The 25,557-nt window shown below is 65.3% G+C and carries 32 protein-coding genes; 22 read left to right on the top strand and 10 right to left on the bottom strand.

The genetic code is table 11. The annotated features are described in order from the left end of the window. Positions 1–120: 120 nt before the first annotated feature. From JG743_RS21685 to JG743_RS21675, 3 genes are all read left to right on the top strand, one after another. The gene (locus JG743_RS21685) at positions 121–894 is read left to right on the top strand and encodes an exodeoxyribonuclease III (RefSeq protein ID WP_202292790.1); all 774 of its coding nucleotides are present in this window, start codon (positions 121–123) and stop codon (positions 892–894) included. 84 nt (positions 895–978) lie between these two features. Then, the gene (locus tag JG743_RS21680; protein WP_202292789.1) at positions 979–1,914 is read left to right on the top strand and encodes a glycine reductase; all 936 of its coding nucleotides are present in this window, start codon (positions 979–981) and stop codon (positions 1,912–1,914) included. A 178-nt stretch (positions 1,915–2,092) separates the two neighbouring features. Continuing rightward, positions 2,093–3,268, top strand: a complete 1,176-nt coding sequence (locus tag JG743_RS21675; protein ID WP_202292788.1) for a hypothetical protein — start codon at positions 2,093–2,095, stop codon at positions 3,266–3,268. 135 nt (positions 3,269–3,403) lie between these two features. On the opposite strand, the gene JG743_RS21670 is transcribed toward JG743_RS21675, so the two are convergent. From JG743_RS21670 to JG743_RS21655, 4 genes are all read right to left on the bottom strand, one after another. Beyond that, positions 3,404–3,496, bottom strand: coding sequence for a putative RiPP precursor (locus JG743_RS21670; RefSeq protein WP_202292787.1), 93 nt, complete (start codon positions 3,494–3,496; stop codon positions 3,404–3,406). Positions 3,497–3,572: 76 nt separating this feature from the next. Next, entirely contained in the window at positions 3,573–3,674 is a 102-nt protein-coding gene (locus tag JG743_RS21665) for a putative RiPP precursor (protein ID WP_202292786.1), read from the bottom strand. A 70-nt stretch (positions 3,675–3,744) separates the two neighbouring features. Continuing rightward, the gene (locus JG743_RS21660; RefSeq protein ID WP_202292785.1) at positions 3,745–3,840 is read right to left on the bottom strand and encodes a putative RiPP precursor; all 96 of its coding nucleotides are present in this window, start codon (positions 3,838–3,840) and stop codon (positions 3,745–3,747) included. 82 nt (positions 3,841–3,922) lie between these two features. Beyond that, positions 3,923–4,018: a putative RiPP precursor gene (locus JG743_RS21655; RefSeq protein ID WP_202292784.1), complete on the bottom strand. Its 96-nt coding sequence runs from the start codon at positions 4,016–4,018 to the stop codon at positions 3,923–3,925. 315 nt (positions 4,019–4,333) lie between these two features. Here JG743_RS21655 and JG743_RS21650 point away from each other — a divergent pair, with 315 nt between their 5' ends. From JG743_RS21650 to JG743_RS21615, 8 genes are all read left to right on the top strand, one after another. Continuing rightward, a complete protein-coding gene (locus JG743_RS21650) occupies positions 4,334–5,926 on the top strand; it encodes a WD40 repeat domain-containing protein (RefSeq protein ID WP_202292783.1) in 1,593 nt (530 codons plus the stop codon). 82 nt (positions 5,927–6,008) lie between these two features. Next, positions 6,009–7,175: an SEL1-like repeat protein gene (locus tag JG743_RS21645; protein ID WP_202292782.1), complete on the top strand. Its 1,167-nt coding sequence runs from the start codon at positions 6,009–6,011 to the stop codon at positions 7,173–7,175. 116 nt (positions 7,176–7,291) lie between these two features. Next, entirely contained in the window at positions 7,292–9,319 is a 2,028-nt protein-coding gene (locus tag JG743_RS21640) for an amidase (protein WP_202302814.1), read from the top strand. A gap of 251 nt (positions 9,320–9,570) precedes the next feature. Beyond that, entirely contained in the window at positions 9,571–10,113 is a 543-nt protein-coding gene (locus JG743_RS21635) for an isochorismatase family protein (protein WP_202292781.1), read from the top strand. A gap of 58 nt (positions 10,114–10,171) precedes the next feature. After that, on the top strand, positions 10,172–10,660 hold the full coding sequence (locus tag JG743_RS21630; protein WP_202292780.1) for a GFA family protein: 489 nt from the start codon (positions 10,172–10,174) through the stop codon (positions 10,658–10,660). Positions 10,661–11,146: 486 nt separating this feature from the next. Beyond that, a complete protein-coding gene (locus JG743_RS21625) occupies positions 11,147–12,352 on the top strand; it encodes an amidohydrolase family protein (RefSeq protein WP_202292779.1) in 1,206 nt (401 codons plus the stop codon). A 79-nt stretch (positions 12,353–12,431) separates the two neighbouring features. Next, complete coding sequence (locus JG743_RS21620) at positions 12,432–13,226, top strand: DJ-1/PfpI family protein (RefSeq protein WP_202292778.1); 795 nt, start codon at positions 12,432–12,434, stop codon at positions 13,224–13,226. A gap of 256 nt (positions 13,227–13,482) precedes the next feature. Continuing rightward, positions 13,483–13,659, top strand: coding sequence for a hypothetical protein (locus tag JG743_RS21615; RefSeq protein WP_244672852.1), 177 nt, complete (start codon positions 13,483–13,485; stop codon positions 13,657–13,659). A gap of 206 nt (positions 13,660–13,865) precedes the next feature. Here JG743_RS21615 and JG743_RS21610 read toward each other — a convergent pair whose 3' ends face one another. Together JG743_RS21610 and JG743_RS21605 are read right to left on the bottom strand one after the other, a co-directional pair. Further along, positions 13,866–14,162 (bottom strand): antibiotic biosynthesis monooxygenase, encoded by a 297-nt coding sequence (locus tag JG743_RS21610; RefSeq protein WP_202292777.1) that lies wholly within the window; start codon positions 14,160–14,162, stop codon positions 13,866–13,868. 23 nt (positions 14,163–14,185) lie between these two features. Beyond that, positions 14,186–14,500, bottom strand: coding sequence for a GYD domain-containing protein (locus tag JG743_RS21605; protein ID WP_202292776.1), 315 nt, complete (start codon positions 14,498–14,500; stop codon positions 14,186–14,188). Positions 14,501–14,731: 231 nt separating this feature from the next. On the opposite strand from JG743_RS21605, the gene JG743_RS21600 reads away from it, so the two are divergent. Continuing rightward, a complete protein-coding gene (locus tag JG743_RS21600; protein WP_202292775.1) occupies positions 14,732–15,109 on the top strand; it encodes a nuclear transport factor 2 family protein in 378 nt (125 codons plus the stop codon). 13 nt (positions 15,110–15,122) lie between these two features. On the opposite strand, the gene JG743_RS21595 is transcribed toward JG743_RS21600, so the two are convergent. Next, on the bottom strand, positions 15,123–15,863 hold the full coding sequence (locus tag JG743_RS21595; protein WP_202292774.1) for a sulfotransferase family protein: 741 nt from the start codon (positions 15,861–15,863) through the stop codon (positions 15,123–15,125). 233 nt (positions 15,864–16,096) lie between these two features. Here JG743_RS21595 and JG743_RS21590 point away from each other — a divergent pair, with 233 nt between their 5' ends. The 3 genes from JG743_RS21590 to JG743_RS21580 all read left to right on the top strand — a co-directional run bounded on the left by JG743_RS21590 (position 16,097) and on the right by JG743_RS21580 (position 18,357). After that, positions 16,097–17,293 carry an aminotransferase-like domain-containing protein gene (locus JG743_RS21590; protein ID WP_202302809.1) on the top strand — a complete coding sequence of 399 codons (1,197 nt, stop codon included), beginning with the start codon at positions 16,097–16,099 and terminating at the stop codon, positions 17,291–17,293. Between the two features lie 107 nt (positions 17,294–17,400). Next, on the top strand, positions 17,401–17,664 hold the full coding sequence (locus JG743_RS21585) for a hypothetical protein (protein ID WP_202292773.1): 264 nt from the start codon (positions 17,401–17,403) through the stop codon (positions 17,662–17,664). Positions 17,665–17,808: 144 nt separating this feature from the next. Next, complete coding sequence (locus tag JG743_RS21580; RefSeq protein WP_202292772.1) at positions 17,809–18,357, top strand: YbhB/YbcL family Raf kinase inhibitor-like protein; 549 nt, start codon at positions 17,809–17,811, stop codon at positions 18,355–18,357. A gap of 50 nt (positions 18,358–18,407) precedes the next feature. Here JG743_RS21580 and yghU read toward each other — a convergent pair whose 3' ends face one another. Then, entirely contained in the window at positions 18,408–19,277 is an 870-nt protein-coding gene (gene yghU, locus JG743_RS21575; protein ID WP_202292771.1) for a glutathione-dependent disulfide-bond oxidoreductase, read from the bottom strand. Positions 19,278–19,501: 224 nt separating this feature from the next. Here yghU and JG743_RS21570 point away from each other — a divergent pair, with 224 nt between their 5' ends. Then, positions 19,502–20,404, top strand: coding sequence for a S1C family serine protease (locus tag JG743_RS21570; protein WP_202292770.1), 903 nt, complete (start codon positions 19,502–19,504; stop codon positions 20,402–20,404). A 210-nt stretch (positions 20,405–20,614) separates the two neighbouring features. Continuing rightward, a complete protein-coding gene (locus JG743_RS21565; protein WP_202292769.1) occupies positions 20,615–21,214 on the top strand; it encodes a YdeI/OmpD-associated family protein in 600 nt (199 codons plus the stop codon). A gap of 130 nt (positions 21,215–21,344) precedes the next feature. On the opposite strand, the gene JG743_RS21560 is transcribed toward JG743_RS21565, so the two are convergent. Further along, positions 21,345–21,659: a hypothetical protein gene (locus JG743_RS21560; RefSeq protein ID WP_202292768.1), complete on the bottom strand. Its 315-nt coding sequence runs from the start codon at positions 21,657–21,659 to the stop codon at positions 21,345–21,347. A 356-nt stretch (positions 21,660–22,015) separates the two neighbouring features. On the opposite strand from JG743_RS21560, the gene JG743_RS21555 reads away from it, so the two are divergent. From JG743_RS21555 to JG743_RS21545, 3 genes are read left to right on the top strand one after another with little or no spacing between them, the layout of a single operon-like run. Beyond that, entirely contained in the window at positions 22,016–22,540 is a 525-nt protein-coding gene (locus JG743_RS21555; protein WP_202292767.1) for a DUF2867 domain-containing protein, read from the top strand. Between the two features lie 17 nt (positions 22,541–22,557). Next, the gene (locus tag JG743_RS21550; protein WP_202292766.1) at positions 22,558–22,752 is read left to right on the top strand and encodes a hypothetical protein; all 195 of its coding nucleotides are present in this window, start codon (positions 22,558–22,560) and stop codon (positions 22,750–22,752) included. Next, positions 22,749–23,456 (top strand): SDR family NAD(P)-dependent oxidoreductase, encoded by a 708-nt coding sequence (locus tag JG743_RS21545; RefSeq protein ID WP_202292765.1) that lies wholly within the window; start codon positions 22,749–22,751, stop codon positions 23,454–23,456. Before JG743_RS21550 ends, JG743_RS21545 begins: the two co-directional genes overlap by 4 nt. Positions 23,457–23,522: 66 nt before the next feature. Here JG743_RS21545 and JG743_RS21540 read toward each other — a convergent pair whose 3' ends face one another. After that, positions 23,523–24,215, bottom strand: coding sequence for a winged helix-turn-helix transcriptional regulator (locus JG743_RS21540; protein ID WP_202292764.1), 693 nt, complete (start codon positions 24,213–24,215; stop codon positions 23,523–23,525). Positions 24,216–24,392: 177 nt separating this feature from the next. On the opposite strand from JG743_RS21540, the gene JG743_RS21535 reads away from it, so the two are divergent. Both JG743_RS21535 and JG743_RS21530 read left to right on the top strand, forming a co-directional pair. Then, entirely contained in the window at positions 24,393–24,719 is a 327-nt protein-coding gene (locus tag JG743_RS21535; protein ID WP_202292763.1) for a DUF1330 domain-containing protein, read from the top strand. Positions 24,720–24,840: 121 nt separating this feature from the next. After that, on the top strand, positions 24,841–25,371 hold the full coding sequence (locus JG743_RS21530) for a hypothetical protein (RefSeq protein WP_446720914.1): 531 nt from the start codon (positions 24,841–24,843) through the stop codon (positions 25,369–25,371). Positions 25,372–25,557 lie beyond the last annotated feature (186 nt).

The following is a 25,557-nucleotide window of genomic DNA, read 5'->3' as shown; positions in this document are numbered from 1 at the left end:
CGTGACGCTAAGGCGTTGCAACAGTTCAGAATTCTGCCCCGCAGCGTTCCACGGCGAGGGTCACGGCATGGATCCTCGGGTCAAGCCCGAGGATGACGAAGCGAGGGGCGCTTTCGGCAAATGAAAATCGCCACCTTCAACATCAACAACATCAACAGCCGGCTCGAAAACCTGCTGGCCTGGCTCGCCGAGGCAAAACCCGATGTCGTCTGCCTGCAGGAGCTGAAGGCGCGCGACACGCAGTTTCCGCGTTCCGCTCTCGCCGCCGCCGGCTATGGCGCGGTGTGGAAGGGCGAGCCAACCTGGAACGGCGTCGCCATCCTGGCTCGCGGCGCCGAACCTGTGCTGACCCGAGAGGCGCTGCCCGGCGACGACGCCGACCGCCAGGCGCGCTACATCGAGGCGGCGGTCGACGGCGTTGTCATCGCCTGCCTCTACGCGCCGAACGGCAATCCGCAGCCGGGGCCGAAATTCGACTACAAGCTCGCCTGGCACGAGCGCTTTGCCGCCCACGCCGCTGAGCTTCTCGACACCGGCCTGCCGGTGGTGCTCGCCGGCGATTTCAACATCGTGCCCGAGCCGCGCGACATTTACGCCACCCGCTCCTATGACGACAACGCGCTGGTGCAGCCGCAGAGCCGCGCCGCCTTCGCGGCGCTCATCGGGCAGGGCTGGACCGATGCGCTGCGCAAGTCCTTTCCGAAGCAGACGCTCTACACATTCTGGGATTACCGCCGCAACCGCTGGCCGCGCGACGCGGGCTTGCGGCTCGACCACATCCTGTTGTCGAAGACACTCGCCCGCAAACTGAAGGTGGCCGGCATCGATCGGGAAGTGCGCGGCGAAGACGGCGCCAGCGACCATGCGCCGGTGTGGGTGGAGCTGAAGACGTGATATGCTGTCCACGCAGCAGGCAAGGACCGTGATGCCGGTTGACTATCCGCATAGGCTGGACGGCAGCTCGAGGAGCTGGCAGCGATGACCAGCGCGCTCGGCGCCGGGTTTGGCTTCGCCACTGTGCATGATGCGCCGATCGCCTACATCCAGAGGATCCGCGACTACTACACGGCGCTTGGCTATGGCGCGGCATACGAATGGGCGCACTATGCCGAAGTGCCGTTCCAGCCGCTGCCAAGGCCGCTCGCGCGATGCCGTGTTGCGATCGTCACCACAGCAGCACCCTATCAGGCGGGGAAGGGCGACCAGGGCCCGGGCGCACCCTACAATGCGGCGGCGAAATTCTACACCGTCTATTCCGGCGACACGTCGAAGGATCACGATCTGCGCATTTCGCACGTCGCCATCGACCGCAAGCACACGACGGCCGAAGATTCCGGCACCTGGTTCCCGCTGCCGGAACTGCGTCGCGCCGCTGCCGGCGGGCTGATCGGCTCGGTCGCGCCGCGCTTCCATGGCCTGCCGACCAATCGCAGCCATCGCACCACGCTCGACGTCGATTGTCCGGAGATCGTCGAGCGCTGCCTGACCGATGCGGTCGACGCGGCGGTTCTGGTTGCCAATTGCCCGGTCTGCCATCAAAGCGTCAGCCTCGCTGCCCGCGCGCTGGAAGCAAACGGCATCGCCACCGTGGTGATGGCCTGCGCCAAGGACATCGTCGAGCATGTCGGCGTGCCGCGGCTGCTGTTTTCGGATTTTCCGCTCGGCAACGCCGCGGGCCGGCCAAACGATGCGGCATCGCAGGCCGCGACGCTCGAACTTGCGCTCGCCGTGCTGGAGAAGGCGCCGGCTCCGCGCACCACCGTGCAGTCGCCGCTGGTCTGGAGTGCCGATGCCGAATGGAAGCTCGACTATCAGAATGCGGCGCGTCTGTCGGCCGAGGAATTGGCGCGCCTGCGCGCCGAATTCGACCGCGGCAAGGCGGTGGCAAAGTCGCTGCGCGGACAAGCCGGCTAGAGCGGCTCTTCGTTTCGCGGCAACACAGACCCGCTCGTCTGTCCCGCCCGGCATAGGATGCGAGGACATGCGCCGCATCACCTTCCAATACCATCTGTGCAGCCACGACGTCCCAAGCTAGGGTGCCGCAAACCGTCGGGGATCGTCCCCTGAACAGCATCCCCGCCGAGGTTCGCCCTTGCCCAGCCTGACCGTCGTCATCTCCTCAATCGTCCTCGCCGCCGTGGCATTGCTGGCCTTCCTCGTCTGGCAGGCGCGCGAGCGCCGGCGGACGCGGCGCCAGGCCGATCCTGCCCATGACTATGCGGTGCGCTCGCCCTGGCGGGCGACCGCCGGCAAGCTCAATTTCTCGTCCTATGTCTATATGGATGTCGATGGCGACGGCACTTATGGCCTCGCCGACCGGCCGATGGCCGGCATCATGGTGCGGCTCTACGACGAGCGCGGCGGCTTCCTCGCGGCGGCGCGCACCAACCCCGCCGGCTTCGCCAATTTTCCGATGTCTTCCAGGCGCCGCCGGGCCAGGATCCGGGCGCCCGGCATCTACCGGTTTTCGGTCTCGGTGCCGCCGGGCTGGCGCGCCAGCGGCGCGAACGCGGACCAGTCGATACGCCTGCTGGACGCGCCCGGCTCCGTGGTCGGCCTCGTCGGCGAGGACCTGCCGAAACCGGTCGGCCTCGCGCCTGATCGCATCCTGAGCGGCAGGATGCCCGGCGCGGTCGAGGCGACGCTGTCGGTGATGGGGAAGGGCCAGCTCCTCGAAAGCCGGCCGCTTGGCGCGGGCGCTGCCTTTCGCATTCCTCTTGCCGTCGAGGCCGACACAGTGGTGGTCTCCGGCGGCCTCGACCGACAGCTCGCGTTGTCAGCCTATCCGACCGATCTTGGCCTGCTCACGCCTGCCATCGCGGCCGGCACGGCGCTCAGCACCATCGGCTTCGACGATGTCACCACGCGCGGCCTGCGCAAGGTGCCCACGGGCCATGCCGGGCTCTCCTGGCGCAATATCAACGCCATGGCGGGCGACCACACCAAGAACAGCGAGGGCTACGTCAACGGCAACGTCTCGGGCGACCACATCGCCTATACGAGCAGCGGCCATCCCGCCGAATTCGGGCGGCAACAGCCTTTCGGGCTGCATTCGATGATGCTGACCGCGGCCTGGCTGGCGTCGGAGGGGGAGACCGCGCTGATCGAAAGCTGGCTGGGGGACGTGTTGGTCGCGAGCGAGGAGATCACGCTGTCGGCGCTGACACCGTGCCACTATGCGCCGATGCTGAAGGCCGTGACGCGTGTTCGCCTGTCGACCAAGCACCATTGGCAGCTTGTGGTGGATGACCTTGTGCTGGCCCTTTAGAACAGTTCCAGGAAAGTGCGCAACCGTTGGGCTCGGCGACTTCGCCGTAGCTTTCCGCCCGAAATTGCGTCAAAACAAATACTTAGAGCAGTTCCATGAAGCGCTGAACCGCTCCAGAAGCAGGCCTGCGAGGGATCAGATCAGGTTGTTCGAGCCGGCGCCATTGGCGGTGATCGCCGACAGCCTGTCCTTCTTGACCAGCACCGGCTTCGCGTAGGTTTTCTTCATGCTCGAATCCTCAAAAAAACGCCCAGGCGGATGTGCCGCGTGTCCTTGACCAATGCTTCGGCGCAGTCGCGCCGCGTCAGCCTACCGGCCCGATGGGGCCGGAGCCGCCATTGCCCGCCGTCACCGCCGAAAGCCTGTCCTTCTTGACCAGCACCGGCTTTTCATAGGTCTTCTTCATGCCAGAACTCCCCGATGTTCGGAACTACTGCGGCGAACACTGTCTATAGCATGCGCTCTTGCCGCCTGAATCAGCCTGGAGCCAGCACGGAGCCGCCGTTGCCTGCCGTCACCGCCGAAAGCCTGTCCTTCTTGAGGAGGATCGGCTTCTCATAGGTCCTCTTCATTTCATGGCCTCCGATAGTCCACCTGAATAGTATCCAATAGTATCCAATGGGGCCAACGCCTGGGGGCGCTAGCCTGCTGAAATCACTGCGGAGGGGGGGCGGAACCGCCGTTGCCCGCCGTCACCGCCGAAAGCCTGTCCTTCTTGAGGAGGACCGGTTTCTCGTAGGTCTTCTTCATATCCAACTCTCCATTAACGCGGACGGATGATGTCAGACTCTCGTCCTCTGTCAACCATGGCGACCGATGCTGCAGTCTATTCTTGGGGCATCCGGTGTTTCTTCTGCCTTTATCCCAGTTGCGTTGCATCAAAGACACTGCACGCATCCGGATAGTCACGTCGCCTGGCGCGAAGGTCTGCCGGATAGAGCGCACTGCTTTGCCGAGCGGAGCGCGGACGACGGATTTATTCCCGCGCGTGTGATTTCCGACACTTAGCCTGCGCGGGAAGCTGGGCTAGGATGCCGATATGGGACGAAGGGCGGGGGTCATCCTATGAACAGAACGATCGACAGGTTGCTCTCGCTTCCCTTGCTGGCGGCCGCCATCGCCTGCGTGATCCATGCCTATCCGCTTTTGGCCACCGGAGCCGTGAGCCTCGCGCATCCGCTGGCCGACTTCGCCTCCGCGCGGCTGACCGGCTTCCTGGTGGCCGCGCTCGCCCTGGTGCTTGGTGCGCTGCTGTTCCTCGCCGGCCTTTTGCCGGGACGGCCGGCGCATCAGGCCGGAACGCCGCTGTTCGGTCGGGCGGCGGAGCTGCAGGATCAGGGCCGGCCGGGTCTCAGGCGCTTCTTTCAGGTCCTGCCGGCGGTCGCGGTGCTGGCGCTGCTCGCCGACCAGCCGTGGCGGGGCTCGGGCGAGGTGGCGAACGAACCCAAGGGCGGACAGGATCTCGCCAGCGCGCCGCCGACCCCGATAACACCGCCGCCGGCTGCCCCCGTTCCAGCTCCCGCGCCACCGGAACAGGCGGCAAAGACGCCGCCTCCGGCAACGCCGGCGCCGGCAAGTCCGCCACCGGTCGTGCCGGCTTCGCCGCCTGCCGAGCCGCCGAAGACCGCGCTCGCGCCTCCCGCTGCGCCACCCGGGACCTCCTTGCCACCGGAACCGGCTCCGCCACCGCAGGTGGCTTCACCGCCCGAGACCGTCGCTCCGCCGCCGCCGGCGCCGCCGCCACTGCCGACCCGGTCCGACGGCCATCGCGACGCCGTCGTCTGGCTGGCGGTGTCGCGGGACGGGCGCGAGGTGATGAGCGCCAGCACCGATCGCATGATCAAGCTCTGGGACATCGACGGCAAGCGGTTGATCCGCAATCTGGGCGAGCACAAGGACATGGCGCGCACGGCGCTGTTCATGCCCGACGGGAAAAGCGCGCTGACCGCCGGCGACGACGGTGAGATCGTGCTGCGGAACCTTGCCGACGGCGCGGTGCTGCATGTCTTTTCGGCGGGCCAGAATGGCGGCGCCAGGAACCTTGCGATCAGCCCCGACGGCAAGGTGGCCGTCAGCGGCCACGACACCGGCGCCGTCATCGCCTGGGATCTCGAAAAGGGCGGCGTGCTGCATGTGCTGCCCGGCCACGACTGGTCGGTGAGCGCGGTCGCCGTCTCGCCCGACGGCACGAAAGCACTATCGGGCAGCATCGACGGCGAGCTCAAGCTCTGGGACATGGCGTCGGGCAAGCTGCTGCGCAGCTGGTACGGGCACGAGCAGGGCACCTACGGCGCGGTCTTCACCGCCGACGGGCATCATGCGGTGACCGGCAGCGGCGACCACACGATCAAGCTCTGGGATCTCGACACCTTCAAGGAGATCCGCCGCTTCGAGGGCCATTCCGGCACCGTCTATGAAATCGCGCTGTCTCCTGACGGCAAGCGGCTGGCGTCGGTCTCGCTCGACGGCACGGCGCGGATCTGGAACATGGACACCGGCGACCAGATCGCCGAGTTCGATCCCGGCACCGGGCCGATCTACGCCGTCGCCTTCGCCGCCGACGGCACGCTGCTGACCGGAGGTTACGACCGCACCATCCGCGACTGGCCGGCGGCGGGCGGCGATGGCGTGGTGTTGTTTGCTGGGGCGCCGGAGTAGCGTGGTATCCAGCGCTGCGGATATTTCACAGCAGCCAATCTTGCGCTACTGACTATTGTTGGTCGCAAATGGGCTGGTGGTCTTGAGCAATTTTGAATGGCCGCCGAGGTCACAAACGGAAGTCTATAGCGCGCGCAGGCCGCGTCCCGGGCTGATGCTGTGCCTCGCCTTAGTCGTTCTGGCTGGCTTCGTGCTGTTTGGGCCCGCCCTGAATTACTACCAGCAGTGGTCCGCGATAAGGAAGGCACAAGCCGCCAACCTGGCAAAGGACTATGCGGAAGAGTATCGCCAGCTTTCTTTACTGGCGAATATGGGTAATTCCGGCGCCCAGTATGGTCTCGGGGGCCTGTACTGGCAAGGCCATGGCGTCGCGCAAAGTCGCCAGCAGGCTCTCTACTGGTGGCGGAAGGCCGCAGATGGAGGAAGCGCCCAAGCTGCCTACGGTATCGGTCGCGCCTACTACGTTGGCGAAGGTGTGGAGAGGGACGACAAGATTGCGGCGACTTGGGTAAGAAAAGCCGCCGACAAGGGAGAGCCAAACGGGCAGAGTTTGCTCGGCACGCTTTATGCACGCGGCCACGGCGTCGATCAGGACTTCAACAAAGCATTCGAATGGTGGATGAAGGCCGCTGAGCGTGGTCAGGTCGACGCACAAGTCGCCGTCGGCAATGCTTATGCGCTAGGCAGCGGGGTCGGAAATGATGATGCCCAAGCTGTTGTCTGGTACCGCAGAGCGGCCGAGCAAGGTAACATCCCGGCGCAGTCGGCGCTGGGCTATGCCTTTTCGGCGGGCAAGGGTGTTACCAGGAGTGAGACAGAGGCAGCGTCGTGGTGGCTGAAGGCGGCGAACCAAGGCGACGCGTATGCGCAGCTGAATCTGGGCGTCGCCTATTCAAAAGGATACGGCTTGACTCAGAGCGATACCAATGCCGTTTCGTGGTGGCTCAAAGCGGCGAAGCAGGGGGATGTTTCAGCTAAAATGTATGTGGCTTACGCCTATGCCAACGGCGAAGGCACCCCCAGGGACGACAAAGCCGCCGAGATCTGGTGGCTGGAAGCGGCGAAGGCTGGAAATGTTGACGCTGAGTTTAGTCTGGGCACGCTCTACTATCGCGGGGTCGACGGAAAGCCGAACTACCAGGAAGCCGCCAAATGGTTCTTCAAGGCGGCGGAGCACGGCAACGCCGCGGCCAAGACCCATCTGGAGCTCATGAAGGAAAACGGCCAGTTCGACAGCAAGACTCTGTGAGACGAATTGCCCACAACGCTCAGCGATTTGCGAGAACCTGCGTGAGCTTCGATCTACCCCTTGTGGGGAAGATGCCCCACAGGGCAGAGGTGACGGAACGCCACCCGAGCTACACCATGACCGACCTCCACCTCGTCGAAGCCTCGATCGCCGACCTGCGCCGCGCGCTGCAGGCGGGCACCGTCACCAGCGTCGAACTGGTCGGGGCGTATCTCCGGCGCATCGCCCACTACGACCGCCACGGCATTACGCTCAACGCCGTGCCGGTGCTCAACCCCGACATGTACGCGGAGGCCGCGGCGTCCGACCGACGCCGCCGGGCGGGCGCCACGCTGGGCCCCCTCGACGGCATCCCCTACACCGCCAAGGACAGCTACAAGGTGGCCGGCCTGACGGTCGCCGCCGGCTCGCCCGCCTTCGAGCATCTGGTGCCCAATGAGGACGCCTTCACCATAGCGCGCCTGCGCGCCGGCGGCGCGGTTTTGATCGGGCTCACCAACATGCCGCCGATGGCCAATGGCGGCATGCAGCGCGGCGTCTATGGCCGCGCCGAAAGCCCCTACAATGCCGATTATCTGACCGCCGCCTTCGGCTCCGGTTCCTCCAACGGGTCCGGCACCGCCACCGCCGCCAGCTTCGCCGCCTTCGGCCTCGGCGAGGAAACCTGGTCGTCCGGCCGCGCGCCGGCTTCCAACAACGCGCTGGTCGCCTATACGCCCTCGCGCGGGATGATCTCCGTCAGGGGAAACTGGCCGCTGGTGCCGACCATGGATGTGGTGGTGCCGCACACGCGCTGCGTCGCCGACATGCTGGAGCTGCTCGACGTGATCGTCGCCGACGATGCCGAAACGCGGGGCGATTTCTGGCGCGTGCAGCCCTGGGTGACGATCCCGAAAGCCTCGGCGCTCCGGCCGCCAAGCTACGCCGGGCTGGCGCTGGCGGGCGCGCTGAAGGGCAAGCGGCTCGGCGTGCCGAAAATGTATATCGGCCGCGACGCGGACGCGGCAAAGCCGATCGAGACCCGGGCCTCGGTGCTCGACCTCTGGCGGCAAGCCGCGCGCGACCTCGAGGCGCTCGGCGCCGAGCTGATCGAGGTCGACTTCCCCGTCGTCTCCAACTACGAGCGCGACCGTCCCGGTGCGAAAACCATGGTCGAGCGCGGGCTGGTGCCTGAGGATTTTGCCGAGCGCGAGATCTGGGACCTTTGCATCTGGTCGTGGGACGATTTTTTGCGCGCCAACGCCGATCCCGTACTTCCCGATCTCGCCTCGGTCGACGGAGCAAAAATCTTCCCGCCGCCGCCGGGCGCGCTGCCCGACCGCTATGGCGACGACGGCTTCGACCTTGCCGACTATGTCGAGCGGGCGAGGCAGGGCGTGACGCCGTTCGAGCGCATCGCGGCGATGGAAGCCGGGCTCAAGGGACTGGAGGAAACGCGGCGCGTCGATTTCGAGGACTGGCTGGACGCGCACGGGCTCGACGCCGTGGTGCTGCCCGCCGCCGCCGATGTCGGCTCGGCCGATGCCGACGTCAACGACGCGTCCGCCGCGCTTGCCTGGCGCAACGGCACCTGGGTCGCCAATGGCAATCTGGTGTGGCGGCATCTTGGCATCCCGACGGTCACCGTGCCGATGGGCACCATGGCCGACATCGGCATGCCCGTGGGGCTGACCTTCGCCGGCAAGGCCTATGAGGATACAGCGCTGCTTCGGATGGCCGGCGACTACGAGCGCTCCACGAGCCGCCGCACCACCCCGCCGCGCACGCCGGCGCTGGCCGACGATGTGTTTGCGGCGGACGGGACGGGCGCCGCCGCTTCCGCCCGGACCGGTGAGATGCCACTTGCCGTGAGCCTCACCGCCGAGACCATTCATGTCGGCGACACTGACGAGATCGTCGTCACGCTGGACATCGATGCGGGCGACGCTGCTGCCGCAAGCCTCAAGGTTCACGTCAACGGCGAGCCGCTGACGATGCGACTGGACGGCGGTCGCCACACCGGCCGCGTCCTTGTGCCCGCTTCGGTGCATCAGGCCTTCCACAGCATCTGGCGCGGCTCCTACGGCTCGATCGTCACGGCAGTCGTGCGCTTTCCCGACGGCCGCGCCGCCGGCGCCTATGCGGTGACCGGCGGGATCGGGTGAGGGGCGCGGCCTTTCCTTCTCCCCCTGTGGGAGAAGGTGGCCGAGCGCAGCTCGGACGGATGAGGGGTGCTGGACGGAGCTCGAACTTGAACAATTAAGCATCGGAAATCGTTTGATTTTTCGCACGTCTCATTTCTTCCGGCACCCCTCATCCGTCTCGGCGCTGCGCGCCGATCCACCTTCTCCCACAGGGGGAGAAGGGAAGGGCTTTGATCCTTGACCCTCCCATCCCCCACGCTATCTTCGCGCCCATGCCAGATTCCAGCCTCGCTCCGCTCATCGTCATCGACCTCCAGACCGGCATGTTCGACGGCCGCTTCGAACCGCCGATCCATGATGCCGACGGCATCGTCGCGCGCGCCCGCGCGGTCATCGGCTGGGCGCGCAGGTCCGGCCGCAAGGTCGCCTTCATCCGCCATGACGGGCCGCAAGGCGATCCGCTGGCGCCGGGCGCCAGCGGCTGGCCGGTATGGCCGGCGCTCGGCCAGGACGCCGACGAGCCGACCTTCGGCAAGACGGTCGGCGATGCCTTCTCCAATGCCGCGCTCGGCGGATGGGTTGCCGGGCAGGGCGCCGGCGCGGTCATCCTGCTTGGCGCGCAGAGCGACTTCTGCGTGGCGGCGACCGTGAAGGGCGCGATGGCGCGCGGCCTCGGCGTCACCGTGGTGTCCGACGCGCACTCGACGCTCGACACCCCCGCCGAGAGCGCGGCCGAAATCATCGCCCGCCACAATGTGGCTTTCGAAGCGGCCGGCGCGAAGCTGGCGACGGCGGCCTCGCTGAGCGGACGCTGAACCTTCTCCCAGAGGGGAGAAGGGGGTGCCCTTCAACCAACCCCGAGGGAGACCCACCATGCCAAGCCTCAACCTGCCCGCCGAAGGCGGATGCCGCTGCGGCCGCGTTCGGCTGCGGATCACCGCGCCGCCATTGTTGACCATGGCCTGCCATTGCACCGGCTGCCAGCGTATGTCGGCCAGCGCCTATTCGCTGAGCGCGGCGATCCCCAGCGAGGCTTTCGAGGTTGCCCAAGGCGAGCCGGTGATCGGCGGGCTGCACGGCGCCTCGCGGCACTATTTCTGCCCGCATTGCATGAGCTGGATGTTCACCCGGCCCGAGGGGCTCGACTGGTTCGTCAATCTGCGCCCGACCATGCTCGACGATCCAGGCTGGTTCACGCCCTTCATCGAGACCTGGACCAGCGAGAAATTGCCCTGGGCAACGACGCCCGCGGTGCACAGCTACGCGGCGCTGCCTGCGATGGAGGAGTATGGCGAACTGACGGCTGAGTTTGCCCGTGCCTTCGCGACGGGAACCTTCGCAACGAGCGGCTCCGCCGGCTGAGGGCATGTTATCAATATCTCAGCCGGCGGAGCGGGGGCTGCCACCACTTATGCCGTCGCTGTTGCCCTTGGCATTTTCGAATTGGATAATATTGCGGAACGTCCAGTGGACATTCCGGGAACCAAGCGCAACGAAAACCTTCACGGGCCGCGCCATGCCGATGGCGCAGCGTAGTTCTGAAGTGAGCCGGCCGTGGTCGACGGGGCCGCGGGGGCGCATGTTGGGGTGCTTTCGGGCCCGCGTCGACCAGGGCGGCTCGTACCGCCGCGAAAACACCATCGCATATCGGGAGCGAACCGGAACTTCCGCGATAGCGGAATATGCCAGCGCGATTATGCGGATTCGAGCTCGGAACTTGCCACCCTGACGCGAACTTGGCGATCGGCGGTTGCGCCATCGCCAAGAAACAGTTTCTACGCCTCACCGCATTGACCTCGGCCGGCCCAGCGGCGACGACTGGCGCTTCGACCAGACCGGACGGCGCCCGTGACCGAACAGACGATTTTCCGCAACGCCAGGCTGGCCGATGGCTCGCTGGCCGATCTTCACGTGGTGGACGGCCGCTTCAGCGCCATCATGCCCGCTTCCGCTCCAGCCGCCGGCGCCGCTCCGTCCGCCGGCACCGATCTCGGCGGCCAGCTCGTGTTGCCGGGTTTCGTCGAGGGGCATATCCATCTCGACACCTCCTTCTATGGCGATGCCTGGCGCCCGCACATTCCTTGCACCAACGGTTTCGACGTGCGCGAGCGCGTCGCCTTCCAGGCGCGGAATCTTGCCGCCGCGGCCCCGATGGCGGAGCGCGCGAAAAACCAGCTCGAGCTCTGCATCGGCCACGGCAGCCTTGCCATGCGCAGCCACGTCATGGTCGACGGCTCGGTCGGTCTGAAGCACCTCGAGGTGATCCTCGCGGTGCGTGAAAAATACCGCGAGCGGATCGACATCCAGCTCGTTGCCTTCCCGCAAAGCGGCATCCTGTCGTCGCCCGGCACGCCGGAGCTTTTGGACGAGGCGCTGAAGCTCGGCTGCGACCTCGTCGGCGGGCTCGACCCCGCGAGCTTCGACCGCGACGTGAGCGCCCATCTCGACGTGGTGTTCGGGTTGGCCGAAAAGCATGGCGTTGGCGTCGACATCCACCTGCACGATGGCGGCATGCTCGGCCTGTTCCAGATCGAGGAGATCGCCGCGCGGACGAAGGCCTTGGGCATGGCAGGCAAGGTCGCCGTCAGCCACGCCTACGCGCTGGGCGACATCCCGGCCGACGCGCTGGCCAGGGTCGGCGGCATGCTCGCCGCCGCCGGCGTCGCCATCATGACCAATGCGCCAGGCAACCATGCCTTCCCGCCGGTGGCGGCACTGCGCAAGGCCGGCGTCACCGTGTTCAGCGGCTCCGACAACATCCGCGATTCCTGGTGGCCCTATGGCGACGGCGACATGATGAACCGCGCCAACATGATCGGCTACCGCTCCGGATTCTACGAGGATTGGGAACTGGAAGCCGCCTTTGACGTGGTGAGCCACGCCGGCGCAAAGGCGCTGGGGCTGGAGGGATATGGTATCGTGGTGGGCGCCAGGGCGGATTTCGTGGTCATGTACGCCGCGCATGTGCCGGAGGCGGTGGTGGCGGTGCCGAAGGAGCGGACGGTGTACCGGGCGGGCAAGGTGGTGGCACAGGGCGGGAAGATGGCCCGATGAAGCGGGCAGCTTATATATCGCTCGCCTGATATTGCCTGAACAGTTAGAGTGCGCCCGGATGGCTTCTGGAGGGACAGCCATGTCGGATTTCAATGTCGGCTTCGTGATCTTTCCCGGTATCACCCAGCTCGACTTCACGGGCCCGTTCGAGGTCTTGAGCCGGCTTGCAACGCCGGCCTCGATGTTCTCTGCCAGCAAGTTCCCGCAAGCGAAAACCCATGTCGCGGCAAAGACCTTGTTGCCAGTCACGAGCGACCGGGGCCTGGCGCTCATGCCGAGCTGTACCTTCCAAGACTGTCCGCCGCTCGACCTGATCTGCGTGCCCGGCGGCGCTGGCGTCGTCGATGCACTCGCCGATGTCGAGACGATCGATTTCATCCGCCGCCAGGCCGCCGGTGCGCGGTTCGTCACGGCGGTGTGCATCGGGGCATTCCTGCTTGGCGCGGCCGGATTGCTGAAGGGGCGTCGCGCCACGACGCATTGGGCGTACACAGGCCTGTTGCCGCTGGTTGGCGCCAGCCACGAGAAGTCGCGTATCGTTCGCGACGGCAATGTCTTCACCTCGGGTGGCGTCACCGCGGGAATCGACTTCGCCTTCGCGATCATCGCAGAGATTGCCGGGCCGGATGTCGCGAAGGCCATCCAGCTCTCGATTGAATATGACCCGGCGCCGCCTTTCGATGCCGGCCACCCCGACAAGGCATCCGAAGCGGCCATGGCGCTGATGGTTCAACGCAACGCGGCGGCCCATGCGGGGATAGCGCAGGCGCTGAGCAAGCTGGCGGCGCCGGGCACTGACCATCCGGCCGGTGGGGTCTCATCGGGCCAGACCATCCGTCAGGCTGGTTCGCATGCGCAGGCGCCGGAGACATAAGGGCGCGAACTGCTCTCGTTCGTGCCGGGTGAATCAACGCTTCAACCGACAGGGCCAAGTGTTGGATATCGCAAGTGGCGCGCCAGCCGCGGTCGCGTGCCGCAAATTGGTTTGCATGCAAATGTTTCGCGCTGGCGCCGTTTTGTGAAGCGCTTCACCGTTGTCGCGCAATCGACCGGATACATACGCGGCGCAAAACCGTTGCCGCGTGGGGGGCAGCATTGCTCTTTGCGCCGCTGCGATACGGAGGATATCGATGTTCAAGAGCCTTGGCTGGCTTGGAGCCGCTCTCAAGCGAGTCTCCAGCCGCAAACAAACACTGCGTGCGTTGAACGAGTTGCCGCCGGAAACCCAGAAGGACATCAACTGGCCGCACTCGGTCGAGAGCTGGCCGGAATCGGTCCAGCCCTACGAAATCCGGCTGCCGTTCTGAAGCAATTCCGGGAAAAGTGCGTATCGGTCAACCGTCCGGAATTACCAAGACCAAATGCTTGGAGCGGTTCAGCGGCTGCAGCAAAAAGCTGAACGGCTCTAACGGGCAAGGCCACGCGCGGCGATCGACATGCCGCCGCGCGTCCAGCCGAACGGCGCCGGCCGAACACACGCCTGGCGGCCCGGCCATCGCCGATTGGCGGCGTCCTAGCTTATTTCCGCGACGACTGTCCCGGATACAGGGTCCGTCACTCCGAGATCGCCGCCGAGGTCCTCAAGCATATCGCGGAACGTGTCGAGGACGCCGATCATCGTCGGGCGCGCCGCGGCCAGGCTGTCCATGTCGTTCCATTCGCCGACCATGCAGAAGGTGCGTTCGCCGGTCTTGATCAGCGCGCCCTTGCGAAAGCCCTTGGCGTTCAGCGAGATCTTCTCATGCGCATCGACGAAGGCCTTCTCCTTGCCTGGTTTGGTGCGAAAGCGGACGACGTTGTAGGCGGTCATGGTTTCCTCCGATCAGTCTGATATCAGCCGGCGGGCTTGTAGGCGCCGGCAGCCTTGTTGGCGGCCGCGAGCACGGCCTTCATGTCGAGTTCTTCGAGGATGACAAAGTCGCTCAACGAACCGCTTGCCCGCACGGCAAGGGCGATGCCCATCCCGGCAGCCTGGTCCGGCACCTCACCATTGACGACGACGTCATAAGCGCCGCGCGTAAACATCAAGCCGGTCATCTTGCCGCCGACGCTTTCAAAAAGCGCCTTGACTGCAGCTTGCCGGTCCGAGCCCTGCATCAGTCCTTTGGCGGCGTGGGGTGCATAATTTGCCAACACGGTGACCTTCATGGGTATCTCCTCCAAATATCATTGTCCCGGGCTGCTCGATTGTGTGAGCAGCACCCCGAGTTGCTTGTCTTTTCACTGACATGTGACGTGGCCTGTGGACCGCCTGGGCAGCCATGGCCAACGGCGGTTTACAACCGGAGCAATGCTTCGGCCTGTGCAATATGCACCTATTCTAATATAACAACAATCCCGTGGGCGTGTGTTGCCCGCTCGCTCGACCGGGAGGATGCCATGTCGATCCGCGATGATTTGCAGGCCTTTTGGAACACTTACGCCGCCGCCTACCGGGCTGGCGATGCCGCTGCTTGCGCGGCAATGTTTGCCCTCGACGCGGAATTGCATTCGCCCTACGCGCCTCTGGCTCGCGGCCACGCCGCGATCCAGGCGCTCCATAGCATCTGGACCAAGGATGGCGGCGGCGCCGACAAGCAAATGACGGTAACAGATGCGGGCAGTTCCGGTGATCTCGCCTGGTGCCTCGCTGCCTATTCGGAAGGCGAGGCCTCGGGAGACGGCACTTCACTCGGTATCCTCGAGCGCCGGGCCGGTGAGGACTGGCTGATCCGCATGTGCAGCCTGAACAGCAGCGATCCTCACACCGAAGGTTGAGGCCTCGCCCACGCTATCCCAGCCACCACCACGACCCGCCCACCGCCAGCGCCACCGCAGCCACCACGCCGGCGAGCATGGCATAGGAGCCGATGATCATGCCGCGGATGATCTTCTTCAGGCTGGTGCGGTCATTGAGGTTGGGAAAGGGCTCCGCCGGTTCGGGCACGCCGAGGAAGCGGCAGAGCGGGCCCCAGCCTTCGCTCACCGTGAACACCAGGAGCTTTTCCGGCGGCACCGCCGCCTTCACCTCCTCGACATAGGCATTGTAGCGCGCGATCGCCTTGTCGCGGTCGTCCATCACGCCCGCGAGCGTACGGCCCCACACAAGCTTGCTCGACATGTCGCCGAATTTTCGACCGAACGGCGTCAGCCATTCCAGGATCTTGAACTGCCAGACGTTCTTGGTGAAGTAGATCGTGTCGATCGTGCTCTCGTACCAGGCTTCGGCGCCGCGCGGATGCAGCGTCAGCAACACCTTGGCGTCGGGATAGGCGGCCAGCAATTCCCGCCACACGCAGCAGCCGGGATTGTCGACCGTCGCCTTGTAGTTGGCGAACACCCGGTTCCAGTCGTGCTGCGTGCCGGGCGGGCTGTTCGCCACCTTGCGCCAGAAGTCGAGATGTCCCTTGTTGGCCTTGTTGATGATGACTTCCTGCATGTGGTAGCTCGGAAAGCCGAGCCTGTTCAACGCGGCGAAGGTCGACCACGTGCCGGTGCGGCCGAATCCGGCCCCGATGAGCTTGAGTGTCATTCCCCCATCCCCTTTTTGGACCAAGATTCTTCTTTTGTCGGCCCGCCCGGAACGAGGTTGCATCCGACCTCACCTTGGCGCAATGGATTTCCATGCGCGGTCGCTAAAATGTGTCCTTGGGCCACGTGGATTGGCCGTCTGGCTATTCCAGTCGGCGGGAGAGCCTGATAATAGGTCAGTCACATTGACCTAAATTCCTAACACCATCCACGGGGAGGTGGGCCTTGACCTTGATGAACCTGTTGGCGTCGCGCGCATCGCGCATGAAGGCGTCGGAAATCCGCGAACTGCTGAAACTGCTCGACCAGCCCGACATCATCTCCTTTGCCGGCGGCATTCCGGACCCGGCGCTGTTTCCGGCGGACGCCATCAGCGATGCCTATGCCTCGGTGCTCGGCGGCGCGGAGGCGAGCGCCGCCCTGCAATATCAGGTCAGCGAGGGCTACCTGCCGCTGAGGAAATGGCTGGCGGGCCAGATGGGCAAGCTCGGCGTCGCCTGCGACGAGCACAACATCTTCATCACTTCCGGCTCGCAGCAGGCGTTGGATTATCTCGGCAAGCTCTTTCTCTCGCCGGGCGACACCGCGCTGGTCACCTGGCCGACCTATCTCGGCGCGCTGCAGGCCTTCAATGCCTACGAGCCGCGCTACGACCGGCTGACGCCCGATGGCGGCAACATGACGCCAGCCGCCTACCAGGCGGCGGCAGCGGCAGCCGGCGGCAAGGTGAAGTTTGCCTATCTGGTGCCGGACTTCGCCAACCCGACCGGCGAGACGCTGGGCGTCAAGCAGCGCGAGGCGGTGCTCGACCTCGCTGGCGAGCTCGACATCGCGATCATCGAGGACGCGGCCTACCGCGCGCTGCGCTATGACGGTGAGGGCGTGCCGCCGATCCTTGCGCTGGATTGCCAGCGCTCTGGCGGCATCGAAAATGCCCGCACGCTCTATTGCGGTTCCTTCTCGAAGATCCTGTCGCCGGGCATGCGCGTCGGCTGGGTCTGCGCGCCGCGCCGCGTGGTGGAGCGCCTTGTGCTGATGAAGCAGGCCTCCGACCTGCACAGCCCCTCGATCAACCAGGTGGCCATGCACCGCGTCGCCGAGGCGATCTTCGACCAACAGGTGGAGAAGCTGATCGGCGCCTACCGCGCCCGCCGCGACGGCCTGCTCGGCGCGCTCGAGGCCAATATGCCCGCGGGCGTCACCTGGAGCCGGCCGGATGGCGGCATGTTCGTCTGGGTGACGCTGCCGGAGGGCAGCGACGCCACCGCGCTGCTTGCCCGCTCGGTCAAGGAAGCCCGCGTCGCCTTCGTGCCGGGCAATGCGTTTTACGCCGACGGCACCGGCCGCAACACGCTGCGGCTAAGCTTCACGCTTGCCGACCAAAGGGCGGTGGGCGAGGGGATTCCAAGGCTGGCGAAACTGCTGGGGTAGGGGGGCACACCCTCCCATCTCCCACAAGGGGCGCGTGGGCGCCGCCGCCGGAACCTTGCTGGCATGCCGGCCGTTTCATTCCGAGCGTTCAAACAGTTGGAGGTGAGATGGCTGTCATCCTCATCGGGGCTGTGCTCGTTGTCGCCGGCGTTGTCTATATGGCGGGCGCGGCGCTCGGGCGTGGGCGGCTCAGCGAACCGGCGCCGCTCGGCACCCCCGCCGACCGCTCCGCCGCAAGGTTGGCAACGCCTGGCCCGACGCTCGAACCGCGACGGCGCGGCATGGGCTTCCTTGGCTTGTCGCCGAACTGGCCGGGTCTGCTGATGATCGGCGTGGGCCTCGTCATGCTGTTGTCGGCGGCGGTGCTTTAAGCCGCAATCTCCGTCGCCGCGAGGACAAAGCCGCCGGGATCGGCAGCTTCGCCGAGCCGCTATCCTCGTCACGCGAAGTTGCGCGCCTCCAGCGGATCCTCTCGGCTAAAATGCAGGCGGTTCAGCCAGAAGGAGAGGAAAGCCATGACCCCACGCTTTGGCCTCATCGCCCTTGCCCTGTCAGTCTTCGCTGGCCAGGCATCGGCCTTCGAGATCTCCAGCCCCTCCGTCTCGGACGGCAAGTGGGACAACAGATACATCGGCGACAGCGCCGGCGGATGCACCGGCGGCAGCGTCTCGATCGCCTTGAACTGGAAGGACCCGCCGGCCGGCACCAAAAGCTACGCGCTCACCATGTTCGATCCCGATGCTGGCGGCGGCAAGGGCTGGTGGCACTGGCTGGCCTGGAACATCCCGGCGAGCGCCAAGGGATTGCCCGAAGGTGCCGGCTCGAAGGGCGGCAAGGGCTTGCCCAAGGGCGCCGTGCTCGGCAAGGGCGACATCGGCCGCGCCGGCTATTTCGGCCCGTGCCCGCCGCCCGGCAGCGGCGCGCATCACTATGTCTTGACGCTCTATGCCCTCAAGGCGGCGAAGCTCAACGCCAAGGCGAGCGCTTCTCCCGCGACCGTGGCGGCCGCCGCGAAGGCGCAGTCGCTCGGCACGGCAACGGTGACCTATACGTATGGGCGCTAGAGGCGGCCAATCCCCCTTGCGGGGAGATCGGCAGCTTCAACCGCTCGGCCCTATTCCGCCGCTAGCATCTTGTCCTGCGTCCTGGTCTCGAAGTCGCTGGCGTCGTGGCGCTCGTGCAACTGGTAGGCCGGGTCGCCGGAGATGCGGTTGACCATGCGGCCGCGCTTCACCGCCGGCCTTGCGTCGATCGCATCGGCCCAGCGCTGCACATGCTTGTACTCATGAACGGACAGGAACTGGTCGGCATCATTGTAGCTGCGGCCCTTGGCGAGCCCGCCATACCAGGGCCACACCGCCATGTCGGCGATGGTGTAGTCCGGTCCGGCGAGGTACTCGCTCTCCGCCAGCCTGCGGTCGAGCACGTCCATCTGCCGCTTGGTCTCCATGGCGAAGCGGTCGATGGCGTACTCGATCTTCTCCGGCGCATAGGCGTAGAAATGGCCGAAGCCGCCGCCGAGATAGGGCGCCGAGCCCATCTGCCAGAACAGCCAGGAGAAGGTCTCCGCGCGGGCGGCCGGGTCCTTCGGCAGGAATTCGCCGAACTTTTCCGCAAGATAGGTGAGGATCGAGCCGGATTCGAAGACGCGGATCGGCTTGTCGCCGCCGCGGTCGAGCAGCGCCGGGATCTTGGAATTGGGATTGACCTCGACGAAGCCGCTGCCGAACTGCTCGCCTTCGTTGATCCGGATCAGCCAGGCGTCGTATTCGGCGCCCTTGTGGCCCAGCGCCAGAAGCTCCTCCAGCAAGATCGTCACCTTCTGGCCGTTGGGCGTGGCCAGCGAATAGAGCTGCAGCGGATGCTTGCCGACAGGCAGGTCCTTGTCATGCGTCGGGCCAGCGATCGGCCGGTTGATGCTGGCGAAAGTGCCGCCATTCGGCTTGTTCCAGGTCCAGACTTTCGGCGGGGTGTATTGGTTCATCGGGAGGCCTTGTCGTTTCGGCGGGGCGCGGGTTGATCGGGTGGGGCAAACTACACTTAGGTACGGGCGGGCGGGCGTCAAATAGGGAAGTCCAATTTTTGTTGAACTATTGTTGAGGCACGGCCGTTCCCATCTCACCCCACAAAGCGGAACGGGAAAGCAACCCTTGCGCCGCACCCCATCCGCCATACCTATAGAAGAAACGATCTTGCCAGGATGAACCGATGACTCTCGACCACATTTCTCGCTCCGTCGTGGCTGTCCGCGCCACGGTCCCGGACGACGCCTTCACCGCCAACACGCTGGGCACGCGCCGCGAAGGCAGTGGCGTCGTCATCCGCGACGACGGGCTGGTGCTGACCATCGGCTATCTCATCACCGAGGCCGAGGAGGTCTGGCTGACCGACCAGGACGGCCGCGTCGTGCCCGCGCACGCGCTCGCCTACGACCAGGAATCGGGCTTCGGCCTGGTGCAGGCGCTTTCGCCACTCGGCCTGCCAGCTGTGGCGCTGGGCGATGCCCACAAGGCCAGCATCGGCGACGGCGTGACGCTCGTCGACGGCATCGGCCAGAGCGTGCGCTCCCATATCGTCACCAAGCAGGAATTCGCCGGCTATTGGGAATATCTGCTCGACGAGGCGATCTTCATCGCGCCCGCCCATCCTTCCTGGGGCGGTGCGGCGCTGTTCGACAAACTCGGCAACCTGCTAGGGGTCGGGTCACTGCGCCTGCAGATGAGCCGTGCCGGCGAAGTCGCCGACATCAACATGATCGTACCGATCAACCTTTTGCCGCCGATCCTCGATGACCTGCTGACGCGCGGCAGCGTTGCCAGGCCGCCGCGACCCTGGCTAGGCGCCTTCTCGGCCGAGTCGAACGGCGTGGTGGTGGTGATGAGCGTCGCCGAGGGCGGCCCCGCCGCCAAGGCCGGCCTGCGCCAGGGCGACATCATCTCCGACGTCAGGGATGGCGAGGTCGACGGGCTGGCCGACTTCTACCGCAAGCTCTGGCAGAACCCGGCCGGCTCCGAAATCCCGCTGCGCGTGGTGCGCGACGGCCGCGAAACCTGGCTCAGAGTGAAATCCGCCGACCGCAACAGCTTTTTGCGCAAGCCGCATTTGCAGTAGCGAGCCTCCCTTCTCCCCTTGTGGGAGAAGGTGGCCGAGCGAAGCTCGGCCGGATGAGGGGTGTTGGACGGATCGCTACATCGAGGATGTAAGTGCCTGAGAATTCGTCTATTTTCAACGTCTCATTCCGTCCAGCACCCCTCATCCGTCTCGGCGCTGCGCGCCGATCCACCTTCTCCCACAAGGGGAGAAGGTAAAAGAGGAACAGCGATGCCCCCTGTAAAAGTCGATCCCGGCAAGGTGCATGAATTCCCCGACGCCGACAGCTTCCGTGCCTGGCTCGGCCGTCACCACGCCAGCGAGACCGAGGTCTGGATCAAGATCCACAAGGTCGGTTCCGGCCTGCCCTCGATCACGCCGAAGCAGGCCATCGACGTGGTGCTCTGCTTCGGCTGGATCGACGCGGTGCGCAAGAGCCTGGACGGCAAGAGCTACCTGCAGCGCTACACGCCGCGCGGCAAGAAGAGCATCTGGAGCAGGATCAACATCGACAATGTCGCCCGCCTGGTCGAGGAGGGCCGCATGACCGAACACGGTCTGAGCGAGGTCGAGGCGGCCAAGGCCGACGGCCGCTGGGCGCGCGCCTATGGCGGCTCTCGCGAGATGACCATTCCGCCTGACCTGCAGGCCGCCATCGACGCAGAGCCGAAGGCGAAGGAAATGCTGGCAAGGCTCAGCGCCCAGAACCGCTTCGCGCTCGCGTTCCGCACCCACAACATGAAGACCGAGGCCGGCCGCAGGAAGAAGATCGCCGACCTCGTCGAGATGCTGAAACGCGGCGAGACGATCCATCCGCAGAAGAAGAAATAGCGGCCGGCGCATCTATGCATCAAACGAAAACGCCGCCTCCGGGGGGAGGCGGCGTTTCCGGGGAGGGATGATCCTGGGGGTTAGGACCATCCGGCCATGAAGAAACCATCCCGGTGGGAGGGGTCGGGATTTAGGCCGCCTTCTTGGCGACGTGCTTCTTCACGTGGTGCTTCTTCACATGATGCTTCTTGACGTGATGCTTGCGGTGCTTCTTCACGTGATGCTTGCGGGCGTTATGCTTGTGATGCTTCTTGTGCTTCTTGTGATGAGCGACCTTGGCTGCGGGCTTCGCCGTCTCGGTGGCCGCGGCAGGAGCGGCGGTCGTGGTCGTCGTGGTCGCGGCAGCCGTGGTTGCGGCAGCGTTGGCTTCGGTGGTGCCGAGCGCCGGCACCGCGAAAGCGAGCGCGACGGCCAGGCCGAGAACGGAGAGGAGGGTCTTTTTCATAATCGGCATTTCCTTGTTCGAAGATCGATATCGGTTGTCGCTGGCCGCACTCGGCTGCTCCGGGAATGGGTTGTGCCACCCGGTTTTTTCGCGAGTTTTTCCCGACTGTTGAATCTTGTTTCTGGATTGTTTCTGGCAGGGAGGGCCGCTGCTGGTTGCAGTGTGCCTGGTACGGCGCTTACGGACAGGAGCGGACATCAACCGACCAACAATCCTCGCCGAAGTCGGTGGAAATGACCCAAACCGGACTTCCTTCTCAATGCAGCTAAGCCGCAATCAGTCCCTCGTGGTTTGAGTGTGAATAGGCCTCGTCTTCACCCCCGTAGTTGATGGCCCCTTGAATAGGTGACATCATCATGAGCATGGGTTTAGACCGCAAACCGCGGGTACGCCGGACGACGCCGCCGTCGGAAAGTGTTGTTGCGAGCTGGTACGAGAACGCCAGTTTACTCGATAGCTACAGCATTGACATGAGTGCATCGGAACAGTCGAGCATGCGCGAGCTGGCGACGCGGACACTCGTCAATCCGCCCGCGCGGCAAAAGGCGTTGATCGCGCTGCGCGACGCCATGGTTACACCCTTTGGCATCAAAACCTCCGATACGGTCAGGACGTCCCGGGACAGCCATGAACGGGTGGACTTCTTCCCGGTGCATTGGGAGGGCAAGGACGAAATTGTGCTCGGTACGGATGACCGACACCTGGACTTCCGGCTATCTCTGCTCCGACGCCATTCTCCAATAGGCACGTTGCTCATCGCGACAACCGTTGTGCATACCCACAATGCCTTGGGCTTCACCTATCTCAACGCGATCAGGCCTTTTCATCATCTCGTGGTCAGAGCCAACCTGGCACGCTGTGCACAAACACAACTGCAGTAGATCTTTAGAAACCTCGAATGTCGTTCGACGTTCCGTCTGCTTTTGGATCATCGCGACATTTTGCGCTGTCGCACAACTCCGGCAACTACAGGGGCAAAGCAGACATTGCCTTCGCGCCCGCCGCCGGGTTTATGGGTACACAGCCTAATCAACTGGGCGCGGCAGTGGGAATGTCGCATTCTGCTTGCGAAGAGCTTGAGAGAACAAAATGACCGGCACGACAGATCACTCCGGCAAGGTCGCCCTCGTCACCGGCGGCAACCATCGCATCGTGCTGGAGACAGGCCGCCAGCTTGCGGCGCTCGGCTTCACCGTACTCATCGGTGTGCGCGACCTCGCCAAGGGCGAAGCCGCGGCGAAGAAGCTCGGCGGCGATGTCGAGGCCATCGCGCTGGATTTCGCCGCGCCTGATGGACCAGCCCTTGCCGCAGCCGAGGTGGAGCGCCGGTTCGGTCGGCTCGACGTGCTCGTCAACAACGGCGCCATCCACTACGCTCTATCCGCTCGGGCGCTGCGGCCTGGCCGCACGTTGGGCCGCAAGACCTTCGAGACCTATGTCGTGGGCGCCTGGCGGATGGCGTTCGCCTTCGCGCCGCTGCTCAGCGCCTCCGGTCATGGCCGGCTGGTCATCGTTTCTCCCGAGGCTGGTTCGCTGGCCTCGATGAACGCCGGCGCGCCGACCTATTCGACCGGCAGGGCGACGCTGAATGCGCTCACCCGTATCCTCGCACCCGAACTGCGCGGCGCCGGCGTCCTGGTCAACGCCGTCAGCCCTGACTGGGTGGAGACCGACATGGGCGGGCCGGACGGCCGCCCGGTCGCGCCAGGGGCGGCCGGCATCGTCTGGGCCGCGACCTTGCCCGATGATGGCCCGACTGGTGGCTTCTTCCGCGACGGCAAGAGGCTGCCGTGGTGAGCGGACAAGCCCGCCCCCTCTTGCCCGGTCGCATGAGCGATTGGGCGCTGACCAGCAGCCGGCCGGTTACGCCGCGCGCTTGGGCTCGACGGCGAACGGGCTGAGCCCGAGCCAGGTCTGCATTTGCCTGCCGATGCCCTGGTTGCCTGTGAGGGCGACTTTCGCGCCGGCCTTCTCGACCGTCAGCACGCCCATCCAAATTGCCGTCATCGTGTGCAGGTCGGTCGAGACGTAAAGATCGACCTCGAAGCCCGGATCGTACCAGCAAAGGTCGACCTCGCCATGCTTCTCGACGATCAGCCACCACGAGCGCTTGGACGCCGGTAGCTCCTGATACAGGAACTGTATCACCGTTCGTCCTTCGGGCAGTGGCGTGGGGTTCAGATTGCGCCGCATGTCCCACATCAGCAGCGACGGATCGAGGTTCTTGAGCGAGAGCCGGGACTCGACCCATTTCTGGCCCCAGAAACCCATCGCCTCGACGACCGGGCGCAGGTCGCGTCCCGCCTCCGTCAGCCGGTATTCGAAGATGCCCTTCTCGCCCGGCACTTCCCTGCGCTCGACGATTCCCGCCAGCTCGAGCTCCTTCAGCCGTTGCGACAGAAGGGTTGGCGACATTTTCGGCACGCCGCGGCGCAGGTCGTTGAAGCGGGTGGAGCCCGCCACCAGCTCGCGCATCAGCACCATCGTCCAGCGGGTGCACAGCACCTCGGCGGCCATCGATAGCGGGCAGAACTGCTTGTATCCGTGCTGGGTCATGAATGCGCCTCTCCCTTCAACCTCGGCCGGCATATTAGGCGCCGATGAACAAGCCGGCGAGTACAGAAACTGTACCGGCCCGGTACAGATCGCGGACTGGTTGGCGCCGGCCCCGTCATGCGACCCCTCTGGTGGATGCACGGGATACCCCTGTGCGCCGCAACCAGGAGACTACCCATGACCACCTACATTATCGCGGACATCAAGGTGAAGGATCCGAAATGGATACCGGACTACGCCGCCTCGGTGCACGACCTCGTCCACAAGCACGGCGGCAGGTACCTGGCGCGCAGCGGCAATGTGAAGACGCTGGAAGGTAAGCCGCTCGACACCACGCTGATCGCGCTGATGGCCTTCCCGTCGGAAGCAGCGGCGCGCGCTTTCACCGGCGATCCGGCCTACGCGCCCTTCGTCTCGGCCCGCCAGGGCGGCAGCGACAGCCGCTTCCAGCTGATCGACAACACCGATCTGGCCGGAACGATTTCGTATCTGCCGAAGGGATGATCGACGGTCGTCGCATCGAATTCGGGATCGTCAACCAGCAACACCCTCAGCGCTTGCCTGTCGCGCCGCCGTATTTCCGGCGGCCGGCCGGCCGTGCTTTTTCAGGAAGAATGGAATGAACATGCAAACCAACTTTTGGAACAGGCTTCTCATGGCCGCGGCCGTGCTGTCGGCCTGCACCACCCTCGCGCAGGCCCATCAGGAGGCAGCAGCGCCTGAAGCAGGCGCCAATCCGCTGGCCGACAAGGTGCGGGCTGCCAACAGCCGCTTCCTCGACGTCAAGGCCGCAACGGCCGAGGGCTATGCGCCCATCCCCTGCGCCAGCGGCATCACCGGCGGCGCCATGGGCATCCACTACGTCAACGGCCAGTATCTGAAGGACGACAAGATCGACATCGCCCGTCCGGAGGCGGTGATGTACGAACCGATGGCCGATGGCACGCTGAAGCTGGTGGCGGTCGAATACATCAGCTCGAAGGGACCCGCCGCGCTGGACGGGCACCTGTTCAACTTCAACAGCGCCCCCAACCGCTATGGCCTGGGCGAGTTCTACGAACTGCATGTCTGGGCCTGGAAGGGCAACCCGACCGGCACCTTCGCCGACATGAACCCGAAAGTGTCGTGCGAACACACGATGGCTCCGAGCCAGTAAGAATAGGCAGCCGGCGGAGAAGCTGCCGATCTCCCCCCTTTTTGGGGGAGATGCCCGGCAGGACAGAGGGGGGGCGCTCTCCCGCCGGCCTATCAGCTGGCTGCAGCCGCGCCATCCGGCAGGCATCGGCTGGCAATGGGTCAAATCAGAAAAGTTGGCGATCCTTCGCGCCCCCCTCTGGCCTGC

It is taken from the genome of Mesorhizobium sp. 131-2-1 (assembly GCF_016756535.1).
In the GTDB taxonomy this organism is placed as follows: domain Bacteria; phylum Pseudomonadota; class Alphaproteobacteria; order Rhizobiales; family Rhizobiaceae; genus Mesorhizobium.
Note: the sequence above shows the minus strand (reverse complement) of the source record. Positions and strands in the feature narration are given on the sequence as shown.

Excerpts from the sequence above, each read along its gene's own strand:
- JG743_RS21685 (WP_202292790.1), top strand. The coding sequence starts at position 121 with ATGAAAATCGCCACCTTCAACATCAACAACATCAACAGCCGGCTCGAA.
- JG743_RS21680 (WP_202292789.1), top strand. The coding sequence starts at position 979 with ATGACCAGCGCGCTCGGCGCCGGGTTTGGCTTCGCCACTGTGCATGAT.
- JG743_RS21670 (WP_202292787.1), bottom strand. The coding sequence starts at position 3,496 with ATGAAGAAAACCTACGCGAAGCCGGTGCTGGTCAAGAAGGACAGGCTG.
- JG743_RS21665 (WP_202292786.1), bottom strand. The coding sequence starts at position 3,674 with ATGAAGAAGACCTATGAAAAGCCGGTGCTGGTCAAGAAGGACAGGCTT.
- JG743_RS21660 (WP_202292785.1), bottom strand. The coding sequence starts at position 3,840 with ATGAAGAGGACCTATGAGAAGCCGATCCTCCTCAAGAAGGACAGGCTT.
- JG743_RS21655 (WP_202292784.1), bottom strand. The coding sequence starts at position 4,018 with ATGAAGAAGACCTACGAGAAACCGGTCCTCCTCAAGAAGGACAGGCTT.
- JG743_RS21650 (WP_202292783.1), top strand. The coding sequence starts at position 4,334 with ATGAACAGAACGATCGACAGGTTGCTCTCGCTTCCCTTGCTGGCGGCC.
- JG743_RS21640 (WP_202302814.1), top strand. The coding sequence starts at position 7,292 with ATGACCGACCTCCACCTCGTCGAAGCCTCGATCGCCGACCTGCGCCGC.
- JG743_RS21635 (WP_202292781.1), top strand. The coding sequence starts at position 9,571 with ATGCCAGATTCCAGCCTCGCTCCGCTCATCGTCATCGACCTCCAGACC.
- JG743_RS21630 (WP_202292780.1), top strand. The coding sequence starts at position 10,172 with ATGCCAAGCCTCAACCTGCCCGCCGAAGGCGGATGCCGCTGCGGCCGC.
- JG743_RS21620 (WP_202292778.1), top strand. The coding sequence starts at position 12,432 with ATGTCGGATTTCAATGTCGGCTTCGTGATCTTTCCCGGTATCACCCAG.
- JG743_RS21615 (WP_244672852.1), top strand. The coding sequence starts at position 13,483 with ATGTTCAAGAGCCTTGGCTGGCTTGGAGCCGCTCTCAAGCGAGTCTCC.
- JG743_RS21610 (WP_202292777.1), bottom strand. The coding sequence starts at position 14,162 with ATGACCGCCTACAACGTCGTCCGCTTTCGCACCAAACCAGGCAAGGAG.
- JG743_RS21605 (WP_202292776.1), bottom strand. The coding sequence starts at position 14,500 with ATGAAGGTCACCGTGTTGGCAAATTATGCACCCCACGCCGCCAAAGGA.
- JG743_RS21600 (WP_202292775.1), top strand. The coding sequence starts at position 14,732 with ATGTCGATCCGCGATGATTTGCAGGCCTTTTGGAACACTTACGCCGCC.
- JG743_RS21595 (WP_202292774.1), bottom strand. The coding sequence starts at position 15,863 with ATGACACTCAAGCTCATCGGGGCCGGATTCGGCCGCACCGGCACGTGG.
- JG743_RS21590 (WP_202302809.1), top strand. The coding sequence starts at position 16,097 with ATGAACCTGTTGGCGTCGCGCGCATCGCGCATGAAGGCGTCGGAAATC.
- JG743_RS21585 (WP_202292773.1), top strand. The coding sequence starts at position 17,401 with ATGGCTGTCATCCTCATCGGGGCTGTGCTCGTTGTCGCCGGCGTTGTC.
- JG743_RS21580 (WP_202292772.1), top strand. The coding sequence starts at position 17,809 with ATGACCCCACGCTTTGGCCTCATCGCCCTTGCCCTGTCAGTCTTCGCT.
- yghU (WP_202292771.1), bottom strand. The coding sequence starts at position 19,277 with ATGAACCAATACACCCCGCCGAAAGTCTGGACCTGGAACAAGCCGAAT.
- JG743_RS21570 (WP_202292770.1), top strand. The coding sequence starts at position 19,502 with ATGACTCTCGACCACATTTCTCGCTCCGTCGTGGCTGTCCGCGCCACG.
- JG743_RS21565 (WP_202292769.1), top strand. The coding sequence starts at position 20,615 with ATGCCCCCTGTAAAAGTCGATCCCGGCAAGGTGCATGAATTCCCCGAC.
- JG743_RS21560 (WP_202292768.1), bottom strand. The coding sequence starts at position 21,659 with ATGAAAAAGACCCTCCTCTCCGTTCTCGGCCTGGCCGTCGCGCTCGCT.
- JG743_RS21555 (WP_202292767.1), top strand. The coding sequence starts at position 22,016 with ATGAGCATGGGTTTAGACCGCAAACCGCGGGTACGCCGGACGACGCCG.
- JG743_RS21550 (WP_202292766.1), top strand. The coding sequence starts at position 22,558 with ATGTCGTTCGACGTTCCGTCTGCTTTTGGATCATCGCGACATTTTGCG.
- JG743_RS21545 (WP_202292765.1), top strand. The coding sequence starts at position 22,749 with ATGACCGGCACGACAGATCACTCCGGCAAGGTCGCCCTCGTCACCGGC.
- JG743_RS21540 (WP_202292764.1), bottom strand. The coding sequence starts at position 24,215 with ATGACCCAGCACGGATACAAGCAGTTCTGCCCGCTATCGATGGCCGCC.
- JG743_RS21535 (WP_202292763.1), top strand. The coding sequence starts at position 24,393 with ATGACCACCTACATTATCGCGGACATCAAGGTGAAGGATCCGAAATGG.
- JG743_RS21530 (WP_446720914.1), top strand. The coding sequence starts at position 24,841 with ATGCAAACCAACTTTTGGAACAGGCTTCTCATGGCCGCGGCCGTGCTG.